Below are 22,357 nucleotides of genomic sequence, written 5' to 3'. Positions count from 1 at the left end.
TCCCAGCCCTACTCAGGTGTCAGCGATGTCCCGAGACATACCACTGTCAGCGATGTCCCCGAACAGAACAGTTCGCCCAGCGGCGGTTTTCGCGCCGAAATCTATGTCAGGACCAGGTCGAGGGCGGACAAGAACAGGCCCAGCCCGTCGTCGGACGGGCCGGTCAACGCTTCGGTGGCGTGCTCGGGGTGCGGCATCAGGCCGACGACCCGCCCGTTGGCGGAGCTGATTCCCGCGATGTCGCGCATCGACCCGTTGGGGTTGTCGGCGTAGCGGAACACCACCCGGCCCTCGCCCTCGAGTTCGTCGAGCACGGCGTCGCTGGCCACGTAGCGGCCCTCCCCCGACTTCAGCGGCACCAACAGTTCGGCGCCCCACTCGTAGCGCGACGACCAGGCGCTGGTGATCGAATCGACTTTCAGCCACACGTCGCGGCAGATGAAGTGCAGGCCGGCATTGCGGGTCAGCGCGCCGGGCAGCAGCCCCGCCTCGCAGAGCACCTGGAAGCCGTTGCAGATGCCGAGCACCGGCATCCCGCCCTCGGCTGCGGCGATGACCTGGCCCATCACCGGCGCGAACTTCGCGATCGCGCCGCAGCGTAGGTAGTCGCCGTAGGAGAACCCGCCGGGTACCACCACCGCGTCGACACCCTTGAGGTCGGCGTCACCGTGCCAGAGGCTGACGGCCTCGCCGCCGGCCAGGCGCACCGCCCGGGCGGCGTCCACATCGTCGAGGGTGCCGGGGAAGGTGATGACGCCGATCCGCGCGCTCACTCGTGCTCCCGGGTGATCGACCAGTCCTCGATCACGGTGTTGGCCAGCAGCGACTCGGCGATTTCGGCGAGCTCGGACTCGCTGACCGAATCGTCGACTTCGAGTTCGAATCGCTTGCCCTGACGGACATCTGAGATGCCGGCGTGTCCCAGCCGGCCCAGTGCGCCGACAATGGCCTGGCCCTGAGGGTCGAGAATCTCGGCTTTGGGCATCACGTTGACCACTACACGGGCCACGGGCTCTCCTGCTGACGTCGGGGAATGTTGCGGTCTAACTCTACCGGCGGCTCACGGGCAGGACCCGATGTAGGCGGTGCACAGCGGCGCGCCGAGCGCATCGAGCACGGTCGCGTCGTCGGTGGCCGGCCACGCGGTCAGCGGCGGCGCGGTGGACCACAGGGCGAGTTCGGTCACGGTGCTGTTGGCCGGGCTGGCCACCAGGTACTGGTGCAGGATCACCGGGCCGCTGACCACCGCGGCCATCCGGTCGGCCTCGACCGTGGTCAGCGAGGGCGACGCGGACGGGTTGCCGCGCTGGCAGGACCGCAGTGCGGCCACCGCCCGGTGGAAGACGTCGTCGGCGAGCTGGCCGCCCCGCCAGGTCTCACCGCGCCAGTGCAGCACGGTCGCTTGCAGCTGCCACTGGCCATCGGGATTGACCACCGAGGCCCGCTCGGCGACGGCGTAGGCGCGCGGGTCCTGTGCCACCGGCGGCGTGCCGCACAGCTCTTCGAATCGAAACCGCGGGGCGGTGGCGGTCACCGCCACGCCGGCCAGCCGCGGCCAGGTGTAGCGGGCGTTGAGCGGCATCGCCCACGGTGCGATCCAGGCCGCGTCGGGGATGCGGTCACAGGTGGGCGGGCAGGTCTGCGGCTCGGCGGCAGCGGGCGGCGCGACAGCGAGCCCGCAGGCCACCAGCATTACCGCGACCACCCACCGCACGATTCTGCGCCTCCCCATGCGCGCACAATCGTAAGCATGGAACTCACGCATTTCGGGCATTCATGTCTTCTCGCCGAGTTCGACGGCGCCACCCTGTTGTTCGACCCGGGAAACTTCTCGCACGGCTTCGAAGGCGTGGCGGGTCTGTCGGCGATCCTGATCACCCACCAGCACCCCGACCACGCCGACCGGGAGCGGCTGCCCGCGCTCGTCGAGGCCAACCCGAACGCGTTGTTGTACGCCGATCCGGCGACGGCCGCCGAACTCGGCGAACCCTGGCGCGCGGTGCATGTCGGCGACGAAGTGAACGTCGCGGGCCTGACCATCCGCGGGGTCGGCGGCCGGCACGCCGTCATCCACCCGGAGATCCCGGTGATCGACAACATCTCCTACCTCGTCGGCGACGCCGAGCATCCGGCCCGGCTGATGCATCCCGGGGACGCCTTGTTCGTGCCGGGCGAACCGGTGGACGTGCTGGCAGCTCCCGCGGCCGCGCCGTGGATGAAGATCTCCGAGGCGGTCGACTATCTGCGGGCGGTGGCACCGGCGCACGCCGTCCCGATCCATCAGGGCATAGTTGCCCCGGAGGCCCGCGGAATCTACTACGGTCGGCTCACCGAGATGACCGATACCGACTTCCGGGTCCTTCCCGAGGAGAGCTCGGTCCGGTTCTGAAACCTGTTGCTGCGAAGGATTTTGATGAGCGAAGCTGACCTGACCAGACTGTTCGGGCTGTCCGGCAAGACCGCCTTGGTCACCGGTGGCAGCAGCGGTATCGGGGTGATGATCGCCCGCGGTCTGCTGCAGGCGGGTGCCAGTGTCATCATCAGTTCCCGCAAGGCCGACAAGTGCGAACAGGCCGTCGAGCTGCTCTCGGAGTTCGGCACGGTCCGTGCCGTCCCGGCTGATCTGTCCCGCCAGGACGAGTGCAAACGGCTGGCCGCCGCGGTCCTTGCCGACACCGACGAACTCGACATCCTGGTCAACAACGCCGGCGCGACATGGGGCGAACCTCTGGAGACGTTTCCGGCCTCGGCGTGGGACAAGGTGCTGGACCTGAACGTGAAGTCACCGTTCTGGATGGTGCAGGAACTGGCGGGCGCGTTGCGCAAGGCCGGGACCCAGGACGACCCGGCGCGGGTGATCAACATCGGCAGCATCGACGGGATCCACGTCCCGGTGATGAACACCTACTCCTACTCGGCCAGTAAGGCAGCCTTGCACCAGCTGACCCGGGTGCTGGCCAAAGAACTTGGGCCGCAGCATGTCACGGTGAACGCCGTCGCACCGGGCCCGTTCCAGTCGAAGATGATGGCGGCCACCCTGGACGCCTTCGGCGAGGCCATCGCGGCCGCGTCGCCGATGCGGCGGATCGGTCGTGACGACGACATGGCCGGCATCGCGATCTTCTTGGCCAGCCGGGCGGGCGCCTACGTGAACGGGGCGATCATCCCGGTGGACGGCGGGATGGCCACGACGGCCAGCGGTTCGAGCCGTTAGCTAGGCCGCCGACGGCGCGGTGGCCGCCGGGTCGGACCCCCAGCGGTACACCGAAGGCACGCAGCCGTGCATGAGGGCCAGCTCGATGGCGTCGTACATGGCCTGCCGGGGTCCCACTTTGCCCAATTGCCGCGCGGTGACCGACAACCGGACGATTCCGCCGCGCCGCGCGGTGCGCTCCGCGGCCAGTACCAGGGTGCGGCACCACCACGGTTCGGTGACGAACCCCTCGCCGATACCGAGCACCCGTGCCCGCACGCTCGCACCGGACACCAGGTCGGTGACCCCGTGCAGATCGGCGAGTAGCCGGAAGCCGTTGCGCGGCAGCGCAAAAGCGGTACCCGCGGACACCGTCCAGCCTGGGGCGGCGAACAACCGGGTCCGCAGCCCGACATGTTCGAGCACCCGGTCGGCACCCATCAGCCGCAGGTTCGCCTCGTGGGCGGGCAGGCTCGCGAACTCACCTCGGCGTTTCTTGGTGACGGCCGCGTCGAATCCGTGCAACACCACCGCGTCTCCACCGCGGCGCCGGCCGGCCAGCCACTCGACCGTGCGCGGGTCGGCGTCCAGCCGGTAGCCGTCCTTTTGCCGGGGTGCGACGAGCAGCGACAGCGGAACCGCGCGCGCATCGAGGGTGTCGCAGAACTCGTCGACGGCGCCTAGAGTCCGGGCGTTGATCCCGGACACCGACACGATGAGTTGTCCAGTCACGCTCGCAGTCTGGCAATTCCAGGTGTCCGGGCGGTGTCTGCCAGCAAGATGTCAGGCGTCCATCCGGGTTCAGCCCGGCAGAACCGCCTCGATCGCGGCGAGCACTTCGGGGGCGTCGGGCTCGGTCTGCGGCCGGAACCGGTTGACCACCTCGCCACCCGGCGCGATCAGGAACTTCTCGAAGTTCCACTGGATGTCGCCGGCCTTGCCGTCGCCGTCGGCGAAGCCGGTCAGCTCGGCATACAGCGGATGGCGGTCCGGGCCGTTGACGTCGATCTTGGCCAGCAGCGGGAACGTCACGCCATAGGTGGTCGAGCAGAAGGTCGCGATCTCCTCCGGCGTTCCCGGTTCCTGGCCCATGAACTGGTTGCACGGCACGCCGATCACGGTCAGCCCACGGTCGGCGTACTCGCGGGCCACCTTCTCCATGGCCTCGTATTGCGGGGTGAGGCCGCACTTGGAGGCGACGTTGACCAGAAGTACCGCACGGTCGGCGTACTCGGCCAGCGAGGTGGGCGCGCCGGCGAGGGTGGTGAGCGGAATGTCGGTCAGACTCATGCGCTCAGACGTTAACAGGTCCGGCGTCGCGCCCGTAGTGCTCGGAGTCGGCGGTGGCCAGCAGCCAGGAATACTGGAACGCGGCCTCCTTCCACCGCTCGTACCGGCCGCTGATCCCGCCGTGGCCCGCGGCCATCTGGGTTTTCAGCAGCACCGGATGCTCGTCGGTCTTGGTGTGCCGCAGCGCGGCAACCCACTTCGCCGGCTCGACGTAGAGCACCCGGGTGTCGTTGAGCGATGTCATCGCCAGGATCGCCGGATAGTCCTTGGCCTCGACGTTCTCGTACGGCGAGTACGACTTCATGTAGAAGTAGACGTCCTTGTTTTCCAACGGGTTTCCCCACTCGTCCCACTCCGTCACCGTCAACGGCAGCGAAGGGTCCAGGATCGTGGTGAGCGGGTCCACGAACGGCACCTGTGCGAGGATCCCGGCGAACAGGTGCGGCGCCAGGTTGGCGACCGCCCCCATCAACAGACCGCCGGCGCTGCCGCCGAGTGCGACCAGGTTGCTCGGCCGGGTCAGTCCGGTGTCGACGAGATGCTGTGCCACCGAGATGAAGTCGGTGAACGTGTTGCGCTTCTCCAACAGCTTGCCGCGCTCGTACCAGACTCGTCCCATCTCTCCGCCGCCGCGGATGTGGGCGATCGCGAACACCATTCCCCGGTCGAGCAGCGACAGCCGCGCCACCGAAAAGCGGGGATCCTCGGACGACTCGTAGGCACCGTAGCCGTAGAGCACTGTCGGGGCGGGGAATTCGACATCCGCCCGGTGGATGACCGAGATCGGGACGCGGGTGCCGTCTTCGGCGACGGCCCAGTCCCGGCGCTCGACGTAATCCTCGCGACGGTATCCGCCCAGCACGGGCTGCTCGCGCAGCAGCGTGCGCTCGCCGGTGGCCAGGTCGAGGTCGTAGATGCGCAGCGGGGTGACGAACGAGGTGGTGCCCACCCGCAGCTTGGGGGTCGACCAGTTGGGGTTGCCTGCCATCCCGGCCGAGGTGAGCTCGGTGTCGAAGGTGATCTCTTCGGCGGTGCCGTAGCCGTCGGCGTCGATGGGCCACAGCTGGATTCGCGGCAGCGCCTCACGGCGGTAGCTGACCACCAGGTGGTCGGCGAAGGCGTCGACGCCGTCCAGGCGCACGTCGTCACGCGCGGCGATCAGGGTGCGCTGGTCTTCTGGGTTGGCCACCGGCGCTTCGACGAGGGTGAAGTTGACCGCGCCGTCGTTGTGCAGGATGAGGAACTTGTCCTGGCCGCCGATGACCGCGTGCTCCACCGAATACTCGACGCCGTCGCGACGGGGCAGCACGCTGGTGAATTCGGTGTCCGGGTCGGCGGCGTCGCCGTACCACACTTGCGAGGTGATGGCCGAACCCGCCGCGATGATCAGGTATTTGTTGCTGCGGGTGCGGCCCATCCCGATCCAGAACCGTTCGTCGGGCTCGTGGAAGACCTGCTCGTCGGGCTGGGCCGAGCCAAGCCGGTGCCGCCACACGGTGTCCGGGCGCCAGGCCTCGTCGACAGTCGTGTAGTACACCGTGGCGTTGTCGGCCGCCCAGGTCACGCCCGAGGCGATGCCGGCGATCTCGTCTGGGTAGAGCTCACCGGTGCGTAAGTCCTTGAACCGCAGGGTGTACCGCTCGTCGCCGACAGTGTCGACCGAGAAGGCGAGCAGATTCCCGTCGAGGCTCACGCTGCTGGCGCCGAGTGCGAAGAAGTCGTGGCCGTCGGCTTCGGTGTTCTCGTCCAGCAGCACCTGCTCGCCGGGGACCTCGGTGTTCTCGTCGAAGACCGGGGGCTCCCAGTCGTCGGGCCCGGCGATCGGGCAGCGGCAGTGCGCTCCGTACTGCTTGCCTTCGAAGCTGCGCCCGTAGTACCACCAGTCACCGCGCCGGGTCGGCACCGACATGTCGGTTTCCTTGGTGCGGGCCTTGATCTCGTCGAAGATCTTCTGCCGCAACGGCTCCAGGTAAGCGGTCGCCTGGTCGGCGTAGGCATTCTCGGCTTCGAGGTGGGCGATGACCTCGGGGTCGGATTTCTCCCGCAACCACTCGTAGGGGTCGACGAAGACATCGCCGTGGTACTCGCGCTGGGTCTCGACCCGCTTGGGCGCAGGGGCGATCACGCTGGTGCTCCGATCCAGTCGGCGAACGACAGTCCCGAGATGCGTTCGTAGGCTTCGATGTAGCGGGCGCGGGTGGCTTCGACGATGTCGTCGGGCAATGCCGGTGGCGGGCTGGAACCATTGCGATCCCAACCGGATTCGGGCCCGGTGAGCCAGTTGCGGACGAATTGTTTGTCGAAGCTGGGCTGCACCACGCCCTGCTGGTAGGTATCGGCCGGCCAGTACCGGGACGAGTCCGGGGTGAACACCTCGTCGGCCAGCACCACCCGGTCGTCGGCGTCCACACCGAACTCGAACTTGGTGTCGGCGATGATGATGCCCTTCGCCAAGGCGTGGTCAGCGGCCTGCAGATAGATCTGCAGGGTGCGTTCCCGCAACTGATTGGCACGCACCGCGCCGACCAGGTCGATGGTCTTCTCGAACGAGATGTTCTCGTCGTGGTCACCCAGTTCGGCCTTGGTGGCCGGGGTGAACAGCGGGGTGTCGAACTTGCTGGCCTCGACCAGGCCCGGCGGCAGCGTGATCCCGCAGACCTGACCGGTGCGCTGGTAGTCCAGCAGGCCCGAGCCGGTCAGGTAGCCGCGGGCCACGCACTCGACGGGGACCATCTCCAGCCGGCGCACCACCAGTGCGCGGCCGAGTACCTCGTCGGGGATGCGGGGGTCGTCGGGCGGTCCGGCCAGATGGTTGGGGGCGTCGATGAGGTCGAAGAAGAACACGCTCATCGCGGTGAGGATGCGACCCTTGTCCGGAATGAGGCTGTCCAGGATGTAGTCGTAGGCCGAGATCCGGTCGCTGGCGACGAACAACAGGTGCTCGTCGTCGACGGCATAGATCTCGCGAACCTTCCCGCTGGCCAGATGGGGATAGTCGCTCAGAGCAGGGCGCATCGCGTCAGCCTAACGGCCGCTGTTGGGACGCGACTGTGCTGGGATCGAGCCATGCGATCGCGGTTCCTGCCTTATGCCACCACTCCAGCCCGGTTGCTCGTGCAGTTGGTCAGCGACCTGCTGGTCGCGTCGTGGATCACCGTGTGGGTGCTCGTCGGGCTGGGCGTGCACGCCGCGGTTGCGTCGATCGCCGAGGTCGGTCGCCAGGTCAAGGACGGTGCCACCGGTATCTCCGACAACCTTAACTCCGCGGGCGACAGCGCGCACAAAATCCCGCTGGTCGGCGACACCGTCTCCAAGCCGCTACGGGCGGCCAGCGAGGCCGCGCTCGACCTGGCCGGTGCCGGGCACAACCTCGACACCACGGCCTCATGGCTGGCCGTCCTGCTGGCCATCGCGGTGGCGGCACCACCGATCCTGGCGATCGCCATGCCGTGGCTGTTTTTGCGGATCCGGTTCTTCCGCCGCAAGTGGACGGTGATCATGCTGGCCAAGACCCCGGCCGGGGAGCAACTGCTGGCGCTGCGGGCCCTGGCCAACCGGCCCCTGCGCCGGCTCACCGAGGTCAGCTTCGACCCGGTCGGCGCCTGGCGGCGCGAGGACCCGTATGCGATCCGCGGGCTGGCCGCGCTCGAACTGCGCTCGGCAGGCGTCGCCGTCCCGCGCTCGTGGCGGTCGCCGGCGCGCTGACGTGCGCTGAGCGTTCGACACCAAGCCACACCTTGACAGTGTGGGCGCGGCGGCGCACAGTAATCAATCAATTGATTAATTAATTCCGCCGCCGCGCCCCACCAGGAGGTTCGATGACGTCCACCGCACTCCCCGGGCAGTGGGTCGACCACGCGCCGGGCCTCGACGAGCTGGCGGGCGCCTTCGCCTCGGAGATCTCCGCCGACCGTTACCGGTCGCGGGAGTACGCCGACCGCGAACGAGACGCCATCTGGCTCAAGACGTGGCAGGTCGCCGGCCGCGTCGACGATCTACCCAAGGTCGGCGACTGGCTGCAGTACCAGATCTACGACCAGTCCTTCCTGATCGTGCGCGGCAAGGACGAGAAGCTGCGCGGCTTCGTCAACGCCTGCCGCCATCGCGGCAACGCCCTCTGCCAGGGCCGCACCGGCAACGCCAAGCGCGGTTTCCTGTGCCAGTACCACCTATGGTCCTACGACCTGGACGGCCGGCTGAAGGGACTGCTGCGCGAGGACAGCGCGGGCGGGTTCGACAAGAACGCCCACGCGCTGATCGCCGTGCCGGTGGAGAGTTTCGGCGGGTTCGTCTTCCTCAACCCCGATCCGGGTGCCGTGCCGCTGGCGCAATGGCTCGGCGACGAGGCGATGGCCACCCTGGAGCCCTATCACCTCGACCGGATGTCGACGGTGATGAATGTGCGAGAGGCCTTGGACTGCAACTGGAAAGTCGTGATGGACGCCTTCAACGAGGGCTACCACGTCAACGGAGTGCACCCCCAGCTTCTGGCCGTGCTCAACATTGCGCCGGAGACCACGCGCTACAAATTCTTCGAGAATCACACCATCGCCATGGCCCCGTTCGAGGTCTCGGGCGCCACGCCCGAGAAGCAGGTCGAGGGCACTCTGGCACTACCCGAGACCTTCCCAGGCACGGTCGCGGTGATCCCGCGGTTCTGCGAGCTGGTCAAGGAGTACACCGCCGACGACGGTTCGATCGCGTTCCCCGCGGGGGTCACCGCACGCACGCTGCTGCAGCAGGCGACCCGCGCGCACCTGACCGAGATCGGCCTGGACGTCCGCGGTCTGACCGACGCACAGATGAGCGACAATCACGGCTGGTTCCTGTTCCCGAATTTCATGATGACCATCCGGGCAGGCGAGTGCCACGTGATCCTGGCCAGGCCGCACCCGGACGGGGACCCCAACCGGTGCATCTGGCAGGTCGCGAGCTACATGTACCTGCCTCCCGACATGGCCGAGGCCTTCACCGTCGACCTGACCGAGGTCGACGAACCGGGCAGCTACAAGTATTTCGAAGCGCTGCAACAGGATTACGAACAGATGCAACGCCAGCAGGCAGGGTTGCGCAACCAGAGCCTCGATCACCTGATGCTGGTGAAAGAGGAAGTCGTCGTCGCCAAGTTCCACGACACCCTGGACCGCTGGATGGCCACCGGGGCAGCCCGGTGAACCTCGACGACCGCATCGCTTTGCACACCCGGATGGCCCACGCATACGGCGAGGCCTACCTGCGTCAGGGCGTCCAGGATGGGGAGAAGTTCGTCGAGGTATGGACGTTCCATCCCGACTGCATGTACGCCTCGCCGTACTTCACCGGCGACGAGGCCTTCAAGCTCAGCGAGTTCCCGGAGGAGTCCGCCCGTGCCTCGACGATGGAGGCCAAGGTCTATTCGCTGCGGTTCCCGGACTGGAAGCCGGTCGATTTCCGGCACTGGCCTGCCGACAACGGCTTCGTGATGAAGACCCGCTGGCAGGGTACCGACAAGGCCTCCGGCACCGTAATGGGCTTCTATTCCTACAGTTTCGTCGACACCAACGACGACGGCGAGGTGATCCGCTGGGAGACCCACGTCAACAGTGAGTACAGCGACTTCCTGGACGTCGCGATCGGGGTGCACGGACCGTTCCACGGCACCCATGAATACACCGACGCCTTGGAACGCCGCCTTGCCGAGGAAGGGCTGGCCGTCTGATGACGCCGGCCGAGACGGTTCTGGACTACAGCCGGCTGATGAAGCGCTTGGTCGACGAGGCCAAGCAACCCGGCTTCACCGCCGAACGTTGGGCGCCATTGGCCGAACTGATCGACACCGCGAACTTCGTGCGGGTCGGCAACTTCAAAGAGGTGATGAACTGGGACGAATACGTCGCCTTCCTGACCAACTGGGCGACGTCGTCGGAGTGGGAGTCGGAGTTCAAGCGGGTCACCGAAGCAGGTGATGTGGTGTTTCTCGAGCTCGAAGAGCGAAGCAGGATAGGAGATTTCAGCAACTCGGTGAACTCGGTGTCGGTCTACGAGTTCGACGCAGCCGGCAAGATCACCCGCATCGACGTGTACCTGCAGATGGCGCTGCCCGATCCCGACATGCTGGCGAGCTACCGCGGCGTCGAGATCTGACGGATCGGCGGACCGCTCGCGAAGTACAGTCCACAACCGTGGCTGACTACGACTACATCGTGATCGGCGCCGGTTCGGCGGGCTGTGCGCTGGCCGGACGGCTGGCCGCCGGACCGGGCAGCGTCCTTCTGCTCGAAGCCGGCGGTTCCGACCGGCGGCTGACGGTGCGGGCACCGCTGGCCTTCGCCGCACAGATGGGCGGGCCCACCGACTGGGACCTGCACTCCGAACCCGAACCCGCCTGTGACGGCCGGGTCATCCCGCAACCCCGCGGCCGGGTGCTCGGCGGCACCAGCTCGATGAACGCGATGGTCTGGGTGCGGGGCACCCAGCTCGACTATGACGGGTGGCACCTACCGGGGTGGGACTGGTCCGATGTCGAGCCGGTGTTCCGCCGGATCGAGTCGCACTACCTCGGCGGCCCGGCTCACGGCAGTGCCGGCCCGATGCGGGTGACCCGGCTGCCGGAGCCCGACGTGACGTCGACGCGGTGGGTGGCAGCCGCCCGCGCCGCAGGTGTCTCGACCAATGAGGACCTCGGCGGGCCGGATCTCGACGGCACCTCGATCGCCCCGGTGACGATCTGGAAGGGCCAGCGCTGGAATACCTCGCGGGCTTATCTGCCTGGGGCACGGCGACATTCGAACTTCACCGTGGTGACGGGTGCCCTGGTGCACCGGGTGGTGATCCGCGAGGGGCGCGCGGTCGGTGTGGAATACGAACGCAAGGGCCGCCTGCTGCGTGCCGGAGCGAACCGCGACGTCATCCTGTCCGCGGGCGCATACGGCACACCGCAGCTGTTGCAGCTGTCCGGCGTCGGCGCACCCGACCATCTCCGCTCGGTGGGCATCACGCCGGTGGTCGACAGCCCCCGGGTCGGAACCAATCTCACCGACCATCCCGCGACGGCCATGAGCTGGGATGTCCGTCCCGAGTTCGTCGGCCTCTCGGACGCCCAGAAGCCACAGTGGTTGGTGCGCTGGCTGTTTCGCCGGTCCGGGAAGATGACCAGCAATGCCATGGAGGCGCTGGCCCACATCCGATCGGATCCGGGCCTGCCGGCGCCGGACTTCCAGCTGATCCACTCCCCCAGCTACGTGAATCTGGTGGCGATGGAGCGCGAACTGCGGCGCGCCTCGTCGGTGCTGCAGTCCTACTGGACACCGAAGAGCCGCGGCACCGTGCTGGCGCGATCCGCGGATCCCCGTGAGGCACCGGAGATCCGGCTCAACACCCTGGCCGATCCCGACGACGTGCGGGCCTTCGTCCGGGTGGTCCGGCGCACCCGGGAGATCGTCGCCGCCGAACCGTTCGCGTCGGTCACCACCGCAGAACTGCACCCCGGCCCCGGGGTCTTCACCGACGACGAGATAGCTGCGTGGGTGCGCAGTTCGGTGGCGACCACCGGCCATCCCGCCTGCTCGGCAGCCATGGGCGCCGACGCCGACAGCGTCTTGGACGAGAAGCTGAACGTCCGCGGGGTCTGCGGTCTGCGGGTCGCCGACGCGTCGGTGTTCCCGTGCATTCCCCGGGCCAACACCAACGCTCCGGCCATCATGGTCGGCGAGCGGTGTGCCGATTTCATCCTCTCCGGCCGGTGAGCGCCTTCGGCGGGATCCCCGGCTTCCGTTGTTTGCTTCCGGGACAGCGGCATCGGCCGCATCACCGAGGTGCTGCCGCAGGCGAACGCCCGGCTGCTTTACCTCACGCGGTGAACAGCTGGCCGCGCAGCAGCGCTTTGAGCGCGGCCACGGTCGCGAGATACTCCTGCGATGGCGGTGCGCCGGCGGCATATTCGTTGAGGCCCCGGAATACCAGATAGACGGCATCGGCCGCGCTCGCCACGTCCACCCCGCGGCCGAGCTCGCCGGTATCGGCCCCCTGGGCGAGGATGTCGCGAATCAGGTTGCGCAACGCGACGAAGCGGGTGTCGCTGGTCTCGGCCAGCTGCAGATGCTGTGGGCTTTCGGCCCGGATGGCTCGGTCGAACGCGACCGCCAGCGGGTAGTCCCGCATCACCTGCACGCTCTCGTCGAGCACGGCCATCAGCCTGTCGACGGTGGTGAGGTTGCGGTCGGCCGCCTGCTCGAGCCTGGGCACGGCGATCGTGGCGACCTCGTCGAAGGTGGCCTTCACCAACTCGGCCTTGTTCGGAAAGTAGTGGTAGAGGCTGCCGCTGGTCATGTTCGCCTCGCGGGCGATCTCCCGGATCGTCGTCCTCGAATACCCGACCGCCGCGACGCAGCGCATGGTCGCCTCGAGAATCCGCTGCCTCGTCTGTTCGCTGTTGGCGCCGACCGGCCGGCCGAGAAACGAGGAGCTGACCGACGCTGCACCTTTGGGTTTCGCCATGGCTGCTGGAAGCTTCTCACAGTCGCGACCCGATCGGTTAGAGTCCGCGTCGTGGCAGAGCTCACCGATACCGTGGCAGTGATCACCGGCGCCGCCCGCGGGCAGGGCAGAAGCCACGCCGTGGCGCTGGCCGCCGAGGGCGCCGACATCATCGCCGTGGACCGCTGCGCCGATGTCGACTCGATCCCCTATCCGCTGGCCACCAAGGAGGATCTCGACGAGACCGTCCGGCTGGTCGAGGCCCACGGCAGGCGGGTGGTTCCGGTGATCGCCGACGTCCGCGACCTCGGCGCGCTGCAGGCCGGCGTGCAGCGCGGCGTGGACGAGCTCGGCGACATCGACATCGTCGTGGCCAATGCCGGAGTGGTGGCGATCGGCCTCAAGGATCCGCTCGACGAGCAGGTGTACCGCGACATCGTCGAGACCAACCTCAACGGCGTCTGGCACACCATCGTGGCGACCGTGCCCTCGATGATCCGGAAGGGACGCGGCGGCTCGGTCATCCTGACCAGCTCGGCGCAAGGCCTGGTCGGCAAGGGCGGCGACGGCAGCGCGGCGATGTTCGCCTACGCCGCCGCCAAACACGGCGTCGTCGGGTTGATGCGCTCGGCCGCCAATGCTTATGCCCAGCACAGCATCCGGGTCAACACGGTGCACCCCAGCGGCGTCGGCACGCCGATGATCCTCAACGACCACACGCTGCGGACGTTCCAGGAGAACCCCAACGGTGCCGCGCTGTCGGCCAATCTGTTGCCGGTTCCCTTCGTCGACGCCGAGGACGTCACCAATGTCGTGGTCTTCCTGGCGAGCCCGAAGGCCCGCTACATCACCGGCGTCGCGTTACCAGTCGATGCCGGTCACGCCGTGATGTGACCGCGCGCTTGCGGCTGCACCGACGGCGACGATGACCCATGCGGCAAACGCCACCCAGAAGAACACCAGCGACACGGTCACCAAGGCCGCTGCCCCCGTTTCGCGCGACATCGCGAACGTCGCCGCCGAGTACATCCCCAGCGGGAACACCATTGCCCACCAGACACCCCGGAATCGCAGTGCGCCCGGCCCGGCATTGACACGCCGGATGCCGACGTAGACCAGCACCGGGATCCACAGGGTGGCCAGCACCCAGGTGACCAGGGTGATCGCCTCGACGGCGCCGGCGGCCCACACCCGGTGGATGTGATCGCCGGCCAGGGTGGCGATCGCCAGGGCGCCCATCAGGATCCAGCCGTCCGGTTCGAAGCCGCCGGGGTCCAGCCGCTCGTGGACGGCGCGCCACAGAATCAGGGCGGTCATCACGGCGTAGATCAGAATTGCCAACGCCCAGAACAGCATCGCGCCGAACAGCCAACTCACGTCGGCGGCCAGAATCGCCAGCCCGGAAGTCGCCACGCTGGCCAATTCCCACCCGCCGTGGGCGCGGTCGCGTAGGCCGGTCCATCCGATCCGCCACATCCGCCGGACCACCAGCGGCGCCAGCGTCAGCCAGAACTGCAGCGCCAGCCCGGCCAGCACCCACACCACGATCCGGTGTTCGGCCAGCCGCGCGCCGACCACCGCGCAGGCCGCCACGTAGGTGAACATCCGCAGCAGCACATCTGGGTCGCGGACGTCCAGCGGCGATCGATGCCACCCGAACGCGCACACCACCACCAGCACCGGCAGCGCGCACGCGGCGATCACGGCCAGCCCCAGACTGATCCAGCGATAGCCGTGGTCGGCGGCCGCGATCGAGACGATGCCGGTCGCCATCACCGCCGCGAACACGTCCGGCGGCGGCCGCATGTCAGGCCGGTTCGGCGACGGCGCCGAGATCGGTGACGTCGATGTGGCGCAACGGCATCGGCGTCACAGGATCGCGCCGGGCGCGTATTTGGCCGCATCCGGGTAGGCGCTGACCAGCTCGTCCACCGCGGCGATCACCCGGTCGACCTGACTGGCCGCCGCGCCGGTAAAGGCCTGCTTGTCGGCCAGCGCGGCGTCGAGCGCCGCCCGGTCCAGCGGCAGTCGCTCGTCGGCGGCCAGCCGGTCCAGCAGATCGGGCTCGGCACCTCGCTCGCGCATCGCCAGCGCCACGGCCACCGCATGCTCCTTGATGACCTCGTGCGCCGCCTCGCGGCCCACCCCGGCGCGCACCGCGGCGATCAGCACCTTGGTGGTGGCCAGGAACGGCAGATAGCGGTCCAGTTCACGCTGGATCACCGCGGGGTAGGCCCCGAATTCGTCGAGGACGGTCAGGAAGGTCTCGATCTGCCCGTCGATGGCGAAGAACGCGTCCGGCAGTGCCACCCGGCGCACCACCGAGCAGAAAACATCGCCCTCGTTCCATTGCGCGCCGGCCAGTTCCGCGGCCATCGACGCGTAGCCGCGCAGCACGACCTGCAGCCCGTTGACGCGCTCGCAGCTGCGGGTGTTCATCTTGTGCGGCATTGCCGACGAGCCGACCTGTCCCGGCGCGAAACCTTCGGTGACCAGTTCGTGGCCGGCCATCAGCCGCACGGTGTGGGCGAACGACGAGGGACCGGCACCCAGCTGGACCAGGGCCGAGACCACGTCGTGGTCCAGCGAGCGCGGGTAGACCTGCCCGACGCTGGTGAAAACCGCGTTGAATCCCAGGAATTCGGCGACCCGCCGTTCCAGTTCGGCGAGCTTGTCGGCGTCACCGTCGAACAGGTCCAGCATGTCCTGGGCGGTGCCCATCGGGCCCTTGATCCCGCGCAGTGGGTAACGGTCGATCAACTCGGCGACCCGGGTCAAGGCGATCAGGGTTTCCTCGGCGGCCGACGCGAAGCGCTTACCCAGCGTGGTGGCCTGGGCGGCGACGTTGTGACTGCGGCCGGCCATCACCAGGTCCCGGTAGAGCAGCGCACTCTCGGCGAGCCGCGCGACGACCGCCACACCGTGGGCGTGGACGAGTTGCAGCGATCGCCGGATCTGCAACTGCTCGACGTTCTCGGTGAGGTCCCGGCTGGTCATGCCCTTGTGCACGTGTTCGTGACCGGCCAGCGCGTTGAATTCCTCGATGCGGGCCTTGACGTCGTGGCGGGTCACCCGCTCCCGCGCGGCGATCGAGGCGAGGTCCACCTGCTCGAGCACCCGCTCGTAGTCCTCGATGACGCCGTCGGGCACCGACACGCCCAATTCCTTCTGCGCGCGCAGCACGGCCAGCCACAACCGGCGTTCGGCCACGATCTTGGCCTCGGGCGACCAGATCGCCACCATGTCGGCGCTGGCGTAGCGGTTGGCCAGGACATTCGGGATCGTCACAACGCATTAGCTTACGGTCGTCGGGCAAGCTGGCCTGCGTGTACTTCGTCGGCCTCGATCTCGCGTGGGGACTGCGCAACCCCACCGGCGTCGCCGTCGTCGACGACACCGGCACGCTGCGGCACGTCGCGGCGGCCGGCGACGACGCCGACATCCTGGACCAGGTGGCGCCCTACGTGGCGGGACCCTGCGTGGTGGCAATCGACGCCCCGCTGGTCGTGGTCAACGCGACCGGTACCCGCCCGGGCGAGAACCTGTTGAACCGGGACTTCCGCCGGTTCGAAGCCGGCGCCTACCCCGCCAACACCGGTTTGTCCTGGTTCGCCGACGGCGGCCGCGGTGCCCGGCTGTGCCGGGCGCTGGATCTGGACCTCGACCCGCGGTCGTCGTCGCCCCGCAAAGCGCTGGAGGTGTTCCCGCACGCGGCCGCCGTGGTGCTGTTCGGGCTGGAGCGCACGCTGAAGTACAAGCACAAGCCGGGCCGCGATTTCGCCCATCTGCAGACCGAACTGCGGCGTCTGGTCGGCCTGATCGAGGATCTTCGGTCCGCGGCTCCGGCGCTGCACGTCGGCGCGCAGCCGAGCTGGCGAGCACTCGCCGAGTCGGTCCGCACCGCCACCCGCAAGGCCGAGTTGCGACGGGCCGAGGACCCGATCGACGCGGTGCTGTGCGCCTATGTCGCGCTGTTCGCCTCGGCGCGCCCGGGCGACGTCACCCTCTACGGCGACCCGGCGACCGGATGCATCGTCACACCCACCCCCAGATCGACGTAATGGTGTGCGGCACGAGCACTTTCGCGCCCAAGTGTTGGTTTGGGCGCACGACGCTCAGGCGCGCAGGCCCGGCCAGTCCTCCGGGGTTCCGGTCAGCCTGCTGACCTGTTCCAGGAGGCGCCGCACCTTCACCGGGTTCTCGTGGCGCTGCCAGCCGAACGTCGTCGGACGCTGGCTGCGGTCATGCCAGAAGTGTCCCGGCGTGGACTCCGGCCGGGTGGCCACCAGCCACACGGCGGTGTCGGCGCCGTCGGCCACGTCGCGCAGCAGCGGCCGGGTGACCGCGCGAAAACGCGGCAGGTACTCGGCCACGCCGGGGGTGTCCACCCAGCCGGGGTGCATGCTCTCCACCCGGATGTCGGTGCCGGCCAGCCGGCGCGCCCATGAGTCGGCCAGCACCACCTGCATCCGCTTGGTGCGGGCGTAGACCCGGACGCCGTTGTAGCCGCGCCGGGACTCCAGATCGTCGATCACCAGCGGCGAGCCGTACATGCCTCCGGAGGACACGAACACCACCGACGCTCCGCCGGCCGCCCGCAACAGCGGCAGCAGACGCTCGGTCATCAGGTGTGGGCCCAGGACATGGGTGGCCAGCTGCACCTCGTGACCCTCACGCGTGAGCAGGCGCTCCTTCGGCATCAGCCCGGCGTTGTGCACCAGCCCGTTGAGGGCGGGCACCCGGTTGGCGAAGTCGGCGGTCCACTCCCGCACCGCGTCGAGGTCGGAGACGTCACACACCTCCCCCACCACGTGGGCGTCGGCGACCGCATCCCGGATCATCGCCGCGACGTGCTCCACCTTGGCCTCGTTACGGCCCAGCAGGTGCACCCCCGCGCCCAAACCGGCGAAGGACTGCGCCATCGCCAGTCCGATGCCGGCGGTCGCACCGGTGATGAGCACGCGTTTGCCGACCAGCGACCGCGGCGCAGCGTCGGCAGGCCACCATCGCCGTCGCAGTCCCGACCCGATTTTGGTGTAACCGACGATCAACGCCCGGTCCATCACGCCATCGAGCAGTTCCGCCGCCGGCCGGGCGAGCCCGGAGAGATCCATGCCCTCGAACGTAATCGTTCAGACCCGGACGGTGCGCTCGTCGATCGGGGCCAACACGTCGATCACGTCGATCAGTGTGGCCCTGGCCAGCTCCCGCGGGCTGTCCCCGTCGCTGACGAGTGCCGAAACCACCGCGCCGTCGACGGCGTTGACCAGCGCGGTCACCAGGTCCACCCGCAGATTGCGCCCCGAGCGCGTGGTGGCCTCCAGCACGGCGTCGACCCGCTGCTGCTGCAGCCTGCGCTGGATCTCCCGCAGTTCGGGCTGGCGGGCACAGGCGATGTAGCGCTCGTAGCGGGAGATCAGTTCTTCGCTGGTCGCCTCGCCGTCGGAATCCTCGACGAGCAGGTCGACCAGCACATCGGCGATCGCTTCCGCCCCGCGGCGCCGGCGCGGCAAGGCGTCGACGCGAGCCCGCAGCTGGGCGGTCTCGACAGCGCAGCTGTAGTCGACGGCCTTGTGCACCAGATCGTCGAGGGAAGAGAAGTAGTAGGTGGTCGATGCCAGCGGCAATCCGGCCCGGCGTGCCACCGCGCGATGTCGCACCGCCTCGAATCCGCCTTCGCGCAGCAGCTCGGCGGCGGCGCTGATCAGCGCATACCGTCGTCGTTCCCCTTTGGGGGTCATCGCTGCCGTCACGTTCAGCAATGCTGCCAGCAGCACCGGCGGGACATCGCCCTTTCACCGAATCATTAACGTCGCTTTGACCTCAGGCGGTCGGCGGCGGGCCGCGATGGCAAAATGTGGCCAATGGCGAACCTGAGCCGTCGCACTGTTCTGCGACTCGGCGCCGGAGCCGTGGCCGGCGCCGCGGGCGCCTTCACCGCCGGTCCCGTGCCCGCCGCTCCGGCCCACCCGGCCGGCCCTGATGTCGCGATGACCGGCGCCGGTGCACCCTTGCTGCCGCCCGCCCCGCTCGAACCGCCGACCGCAGGCGTTCCGGCCCCCACCATGGTCACCGGCTCATTCGTCTCGGCCGCCCGCGGGGGCGTCAGCACCAACTGGGCGATCGCCCGCCCGCCGGGTCAGACCAGCCCGCTGCGGCCGGTGATCGCGCTGCACGGCAAGGGCAGTGACGCCGCGACCGTGATGGCAGGCGGCGTGGAGCAGGGGCTGGCCCAGGCCGTTGCGGCCGGGCTGCCGCCGTTCGCCGTGGTCGCGGTGGACGGGGGCGGCAGCTACTGGCACAAGCGGGCCTCCGGCGAGGATTCCGGCGCCATGGTGCTCGACGAGCTGATCCCGATGCTGGCCGGCCAGGGATTGGACACCTCCCGGGTGGCGTTCCTCGGCTGGTCGATGGGTGGCTACGGGGCACTGCTGCTGGGCGCGCGGCTGGGCCCGGCCCGCACCGCGGCGATCACCGCGGTCAGTCCCGCGCTCTGGCTGTCCTCCGGCGCCGCCGCACCAGGCGCCTTCGACGGTCCTGACGACTTCGCCGCCAACAGCGTGTTCGGCCTGCCCGCACTCGCGTCGATCCCGATCCGCATCGACTGCGGCACCAGCGATCCGTTCTACGCCGCCACCAAGCAATTCATCGCCCAGTTGCCCACGCCGCCGGCCGGCGGCTTCTCCCCGGGCGGGCACGACGGCGGCTACTGGAGCTCACAACTGCCCGGCGAGCTGACCTGGATGGCTCCGCTGCTCACGGCCTGACCCGGCTCTGAGTCGGTGCTGTTCCGACGATTGTCTGCCGTTCTGGAATTGTCTACAGTCGCTAATACCGTCAGTCATTCGATAAGCCGTGCGGCGGCGCCGCCGAGGAGACCATGACCGTCGACAGCCCACCGCTCTCACCGCGGCCCTACCACCCGCTCGACCTCTCGGCACCGCAGTTCTGGGCCGCCGATTTCGCCACCCGCGACCGCACGTTCGCCCAACTGCGCGCCGCCGACGGGCTGTCCTGGCATCCCCCGGTGTCCTCGGTGTTCCCCCACAGCGAGACGGGTTACTGGGCGATCACCCGCCACGCCGACATCAAGTTCGTCAGCGCGCACCCCGAGATCTTCAGCTCGGCGCGGGGCATGAGCGTCGACCCCCTTCCCGCCGAAGTCCAGCAGGCCACCAGTTTCTTCCTGGCCATGGATCCGCCGGAGCACACTCTGTACCGGCGGCTGATCAGCGCGACGTTCACGCCCAGGCAGGTGCGCCGAATCGAGGCCCAGATCCAGGCCAATGCGGCCGACATCGTGGACCGGCTGATCGAACGGCTGCGCGACGGCGGGGAGATCGACTTCGTCACCGAGTGCTCGGCCAAGCTGCCGATGCGCACCGTCTCGGACATGATCGGCATCGCCCCCGAAGACCAGGAAGCGGTGGCCTACGCCGCCGAGAGTCTGTTCAGCGCAACCGATGACGACTACGCCTCCTTCGAGGAGCGGGCCACCCACGCGCTGACCCAGATCGGGATCCTGACCAGCTCCGGGATCGAGCTGGCTCAGTTGCGCCGGCGCGAACCGCACGACGACCTGATGACCGACATCGTCAACGCCGAGGTCGACGGCCACCGGCTCACCGACGTCCAGATCGGGTCGTTCATGGTGCTGCTGGCCTCGGCGGGCAACGACACCACCAAGCAGACCACCTCGCACGCGTTCAAGGCGCTGGCCGATCACCCCGGCCAGAAGGCTTGGCTGCTCGAGGATTTCGACGCGCGGATTCCCGCAGCCACCGAGGAGTTCATCCGCTGGGCCACCCCGGTGCTGAACTTCGCCAGGCACGCCGTGACCGACACCGAACTGGCCGGCACCCCGATCAAGGCCGGCGAGAAGGTCGCGCTGTTCTACTGCTCGGCCAATCGCGACGACGCGGTGTTCGAGCGTCCCGGCGAGTTCGACATCACCCGATCACCCAACCCGCATTTCGGATTCGGCGGCGGCGGCCCGCACTTCTGCCTCGGGGCCAACCTCGCCAGGACCGAGCTACGGCAGCTGTTTCACCAACTGCTCACCCGGCTGCCAGAGGTCGCGGTCGGCGAGCCGGAATTCCTGCACAGCAACGTCATTCACGGAGTGAAGCGACTGCCGATCACGCTAGCGTGACGCGCCCCTCGGCGGCGGCCAGCGCGATGTCGGTGCGGAAGTGGCTGCCCGGCAGGCGAATCGAGGTCAGTATCCGGTAGGCGGACTCACGCGCGGCCACCAGGTCAGCGCCGGTGCCCACGATCGAGAGCACCCGGCCGCCGGAAGAGACGACGGTTCCGTCGTCGCGGCGCGTCGTGCCGGCGTGCAGGACACCGTCGGCCTCCGAGCCGGTGATCACGTCGCCCACCCGGGGGCGGCCCGGATAGTTCTCCGCGGCCACCACGACGGTGACCGCGTAGCCGTCATGCCACTGCAGCGGGCCGAAGTCGGCCAGCGTCCCGGTGGCCGTGGCGTACAGCAGCTGGCCCAGCGGTGACTCCAGCAGCGCCAGCACCGCTTGGGTCTCGGGATCACCGAACCGGCAGTTGAATTCGACCACGGCCGGCCCGTTGGAGGTCATCGCCAACCCGGCATACAGCAGTCCGGAGAACGGGCAGCCCCGGCGGACCAGTTCGGCGGCAACGGGTTGCACGACACCGCTGACGATCGCGGCGGTCACCTCGGCGGGCAACCACGGTAACGGCGAATACGCGCCCATCCCACCGGTGTTCGGCCCGGCATCGAAGTCACCGACCCGCTTGAAGTCCTGGGCAGGCAGCAGCGGGACCACAGTCGCACCGTCGACCAGGCAGAACAGCGAGACCTCGGGGCCGTCGAGGAACGACTCCAGCAGCACGGGGTGACCGGAGTCGAGCAGCGATGCCGCGTGCGCGCGGGCAGCGTCGCGGTCGGCGGTGACCACCACCCCCTTGCCCGCGGCCAGCCCGTCGTCCTTGACCACCCAGGCGGGCTGTCCGGCGGCGGGGCCGAACCGGTCCAGCGCGGCATCCAGGCGCGCGGGGTTGTCGACCGTCTCGCTGCCCGCGGTGCGGACACCGGCCGCCGCCATCACGTCTTTGGCGAATGCCTTGGAGCCCTCGATCCGGGCGGCGTCCTTGGACGGTCCGAAGCAGGCGATCCCGGCCGCGCGCACCGCGTCGGCCACCCCGAGCACCAGCGGCACCTCGGGGCCGATGATCACGAGGTCGGCGGCGACCTTGCCGGCCAGCGCGGTCACGGCCTCGGCGGAGGTGACGTCGACGTCGTGTTGCTCGGCGATCGCCGAGGTTCCGGCGTTGCCGGGCGCGATGGCCAGGAAGTCGACCTGGGGATCTCGACGCAGCCCCAGAAGCAGGGCATGTTCGCGGGCACCGGATCCGATCACGAGGACGCGCACAGGTTCACAC

Annotated in this window: 24 protein-coding genes; 11 read left to right on the top strand and 13 right to left on the bottom strand. The window is 68.8% G+C overall.

What is annotated here, in order from left to right:
- Positions 1-101 precede the first annotated feature (101 nt).
- Genes purQ through MSZK_RS24900 form a run of 3 tightly spaced genes read right to left on the bottom strand, consistent with a single transcriptional unit; the run spans position 102 to position 1,774 of the window.
- Positions 102-773, bottom strand: a complete 672-nt coding sequence (gene purQ, locus MSZK_RS24910; RefSeq protein WP_099251203.1) for a phosphoribosylformylglycinamidine synthase subunit PurQ — start codon at positions 771-773, stop codon at positions 102-104.
- The gene (gene purS, locus MSZK_RS24905) at positions 770-1,009 is read right to left on the bottom strand and encodes a phosphoribosylformylglycinamidine synthase subunit PurS (protein ID WP_099251202.1); all 240 of its coding nucleotides are present in this window, start codon (positions 1,007-1,009) and stop codon (positions 770-772) included. The genes purQ and purS overlap by 4 nt, the downstream gene beginning before the upstream one ends.
- A gap of 51 nt (positions 1,010-1,060) precedes the next feature.
- On the bottom strand, positions 1,061-1,774 hold the full coding sequence (locus tag MSZK_RS24900) for an ATPase (RefSeq protein WP_199203473.1): 714 nt from the start codon (positions 1,772-1,774) through the stop codon (positions 1,061-1,063).
- On the opposite strand from MSZK_RS24900, the gene MSZK_RS24895 reads away from it, so the two are divergent.
- Both MSZK_RS24895 and MSZK_RS24890 read left to right on the top strand, forming a co-directional pair.
- Positions 1,751-2,389 (top strand): MBL fold metallo-hydrolase, encoded by a 639-nt coding sequence (locus MSZK_RS24895; RefSeq protein WP_099251200.1) that lies wholly within the window; start codon positions 1,751-1,753, stop codon positions 2,387-2,389. The two genes, MSZK_RS24900 and MSZK_RS24895, sit on opposite strands and share 24 nt — an antisense overlap.
- A gap of 24 nt (positions 2,390-2,413) precedes the next feature.
- The gene (locus MSZK_RS24890; RefSeq protein WP_099251199.1) at positions 2,414-3,214 is read left to right on the top strand and encodes an SDR family oxidoreductase; all 801 of its coding nucleotides are present in this window, start codon (positions 2,414-2,416) and stop codon (positions 3,212-3,214) included.
- On the opposite strand, the gene MSZK_RS24885 is transcribed toward MSZK_RS24890, so the two are convergent.
- The 4 genes from MSZK_RS24885 to MSZK_RS24870 all read right to left on the bottom strand — a co-directional run bounded on the left by MSZK_RS24885 (position 3,215) and on the right by MSZK_RS24870 (position 7,498).
- Positions 3,215-3,925 carry a DUF2334 domain-containing protein gene (locus MSZK_RS24885; protein WP_099251198.1) on the bottom strand — a complete coding sequence of 237 codons (711 nt, stop codon included), beginning with the start codon at positions 3,923-3,925 and terminating at the stop codon, positions 3,215-3,217. It lies immediately after the preceding gene.
- A gap of 69 nt (positions 3,926-3,994) precedes the next feature.
- Positions 3,995-4,483 carry a glutathione peroxidase gene (locus MSZK_RS24880; RefSeq protein ID WP_099251197.1) on the bottom strand — a complete coding sequence of 163 codons (489 nt, stop codon included), beginning with the start codon at positions 4,481-4,483 and terminating at the stop codon, positions 3,995-3,997.
- 4 nt (positions 4,484-4,487) lie between these two features.
- Complete coding sequence (locus MSZK_RS24875) at positions 4,488-6,608, bottom strand: S9 family peptidase (RefSeq protein ID WP_199203472.1); 2,121 nt, start codon at positions 6,606-6,608, stop codon at positions 4,488-4,490.
- Complete coding sequence (locus MSZK_RS24870; RefSeq protein ID WP_099251196.1) at positions 6,605-7,498, bottom strand: phosphoribosylaminoimidazolesuccinocarboxamide synthase; 894 nt, start codon at positions 7,496-7,498, stop codon at positions 6,605-6,607. The genes MSZK_RS24875 and MSZK_RS24870 overlap by 4 nt, the downstream gene beginning before the upstream one ends.
- A 51-nt stretch (positions 7,499-7,549) precedes the next feature.
- Here MSZK_RS24870 and MSZK_RS24865 point away from each other — a divergent pair, with 51 nt between their 5' ends.
- The 5 genes from MSZK_RS24865 (at position 7,550) to MSZK_RS24845 (ending at position 12,207) form a co-directional block, all read left to right on the top strand.
- Positions 7,550-8,188 (top strand): hypothetical protein, encoded by a 639-nt coding sequence (locus MSZK_RS24865; RefSeq protein WP_099251195.1) that lies wholly within the window; start codon positions 7,550-7,552, stop codon positions 8,186-8,188.
- A gap of 113 nt (positions 8,189-8,301) precedes the next feature.
- A complete protein-coding gene (locus MSZK_RS24860; protein ID WP_099251194.1) occupies positions 8,302-9,657 on the top strand; it encodes an SRPBCC family protein in 1,356 nt (451 codons plus the stop codon).
- On the top strand, positions 9,654-10,181 hold the full coding sequence (locus MSZK_RS24855) for a hypothetical protein (RefSeq protein WP_099251193.1): 528 nt from the start codon (positions 9,654-9,656) through the stop codon (positions 10,179-10,181). The genes MSZK_RS24860 and MSZK_RS24855 overlap by 4 nt, the downstream gene beginning before the upstream one ends.
- Positions 10,181-10,606, top strand: a complete 426-nt coding sequence (locus MSZK_RS24850; RefSeq protein ID WP_099251192.1) for a hypothetical protein — start codon at positions 10,181-10,183, stop codon at positions 10,604-10,606. The genes MSZK_RS24855 and MSZK_RS24850 overlap by 1 nt, the downstream gene beginning before the upstream one ends.
- A gap of 38 nt (positions 10,607-10,644) precedes the next feature.
- On the top strand, positions 10,645-12,207 hold the full coding sequence (locus tag MSZK_RS24845) for a GMC family oxidoreductase (protein ID WP_099251191.1): 1,563 nt from the start codon (positions 10,645-10,647) through the stop codon (positions 12,205-12,207).
- Positions 12,208-12,310: 103 nt separating this feature from the next.
- On the opposite strand, the gene MSZK_RS24840 is transcribed toward MSZK_RS24845, so the two are convergent.
- Positions 12,311-12,958 (bottom strand): TetR/AcrR family transcriptional regulator, encoded by a 648-nt coding sequence (locus MSZK_RS24840; protein WP_099251190.1) that lies wholly within the window; start codon positions 12,956-12,958, stop codon positions 12,311-12,313.
- A 51-nt stretch (positions 12,959-13,009) separates the two neighbouring features.
- Here MSZK_RS24840 and MSZK_RS24835 point away from each other — a divergent pair, with 51 nt between their 5' ends.
- On the top strand, positions 13,010-13,831 hold the full coding sequence (locus tag MSZK_RS24835; RefSeq protein ID WP_099251189.1) for a mycofactocin-coupled SDR family oxidoreductase: 822 nt from the start codon (positions 13,010-13,012) through the stop codon (positions 13,829-13,831).
- Here the strand turns inward: MSZK_RS24835 and MSZK_RS24830 are convergent.
- Entirely contained in the window at positions 13,799-14,743 is a 945-nt protein-coding gene (locus tag MSZK_RS24830) for a tellurite resistance/C4-dicarboxylate transporter family protein (RefSeq protein WP_099251188.1), read from the bottom strand. The two genes, MSZK_RS24835 and MSZK_RS24830, sit on opposite strands and share 33 nt — an antisense overlap.
- Positions 14,744-14,806: 63 nt before the next feature.
- On the bottom strand, positions 14,807-16,225 hold the full coding sequence (purB, locus tag MSZK_RS24825; protein WP_099251187.1) for an adenylosuccinate lyase: 1,419 nt from the start codon (positions 16,223-16,225) through the stop codon (positions 14,807-14,809).
- Positions 16,226-16,263: 38 nt separating this feature from the next.
- On the opposite strand from purB, the gene MSZK_RS24820 reads away from it, so the two are divergent.
- Entirely contained in the window at positions 16,264-16,998 is a 735-nt protein-coding gene (locus MSZK_RS24820; protein WP_099251186.1) for a DUF429 domain-containing protein, read from the top strand.
- Between the two features lie 54 nt (positions 16,999-17,052).
- On the opposite strand, the gene MSZK_RS24815 is transcribed toward MSZK_RS24820, so the two are convergent.
- Positions 17,053-18,051 (bottom strand): SDR family NAD(P)-dependent oxidoreductase, encoded by a 999-nt coding sequence (locus MSZK_RS24815; protein WP_099251185.1) that lies wholly within the window; start codon positions 18,049-18,051, stop codon positions 17,053-17,055.
- An 18-nt stretch (positions 18,052-18,069) separates the two neighbouring features.
- On the bottom strand, positions 18,070-18,699 hold the full coding sequence (locus MSZK_RS24810) for a TetR/AcrR family transcriptional regulator (protein ID WP_099251218.1): 630 nt from the start codon (positions 18,697-18,699) through the stop codon (positions 18,070-18,072).
- Positions 18,700-18,792: 93 nt separating this feature from the next.
- Here MSZK_RS24810 and MSZK_RS24805 point away from each other — a divergent pair, with 93 nt between their 5' ends.
- Positions 18,793-19,704: an alpha/beta hydrolase family protein gene (locus tag MSZK_RS24805; RefSeq protein WP_099251184.1), complete on the top strand. Its 912-nt coding sequence runs from the start codon at positions 18,793-18,795 to the stop codon at positions 19,702-19,704.
- A 113-nt stretch (positions 19,705-19,817) separates the two neighbouring features.
- Positions 19,818-21,089: a cytochrome P450 gene (locus tag MSZK_RS24800; protein WP_099251183.1), complete on the top strand. Its 1,272-nt coding sequence runs from the start codon at positions 19,818-19,820 to the stop codon at positions 21,087-21,089.
- Here the strand turns inward: MSZK_RS24800 and purD are convergent.
- Positions 21,076-22,347, bottom strand: coding sequence for a phosphoribosylamine--glycine ligase (gene purD / locus MSZK_RS24795; protein ID WP_099251182.1), 1,272 nt, complete (start codon positions 22,345-22,347; stop codon positions 21,076-21,078). The two genes, MSZK_RS24800 and purD, sit on opposite strands and share 14 nt — an antisense overlap.
- Positions 22,348-22,357 lie beyond the last annotated feature (10 nt).

The organism is Mycobacterium sp. shizuoka-1 (assembly GCF_002723835.1).
Classification (GTDB): domain Bacteria; phylum Actinomycetota; class Actinomycetes; order Mycobacteriales; family Mycobacteriaceae; genus Mycobacterium.
The sequence above is the reverse complement of the archived record's forward strand: the minus strand, read 5'-3'. Positions and strand labels throughout refer to the sequence as shown.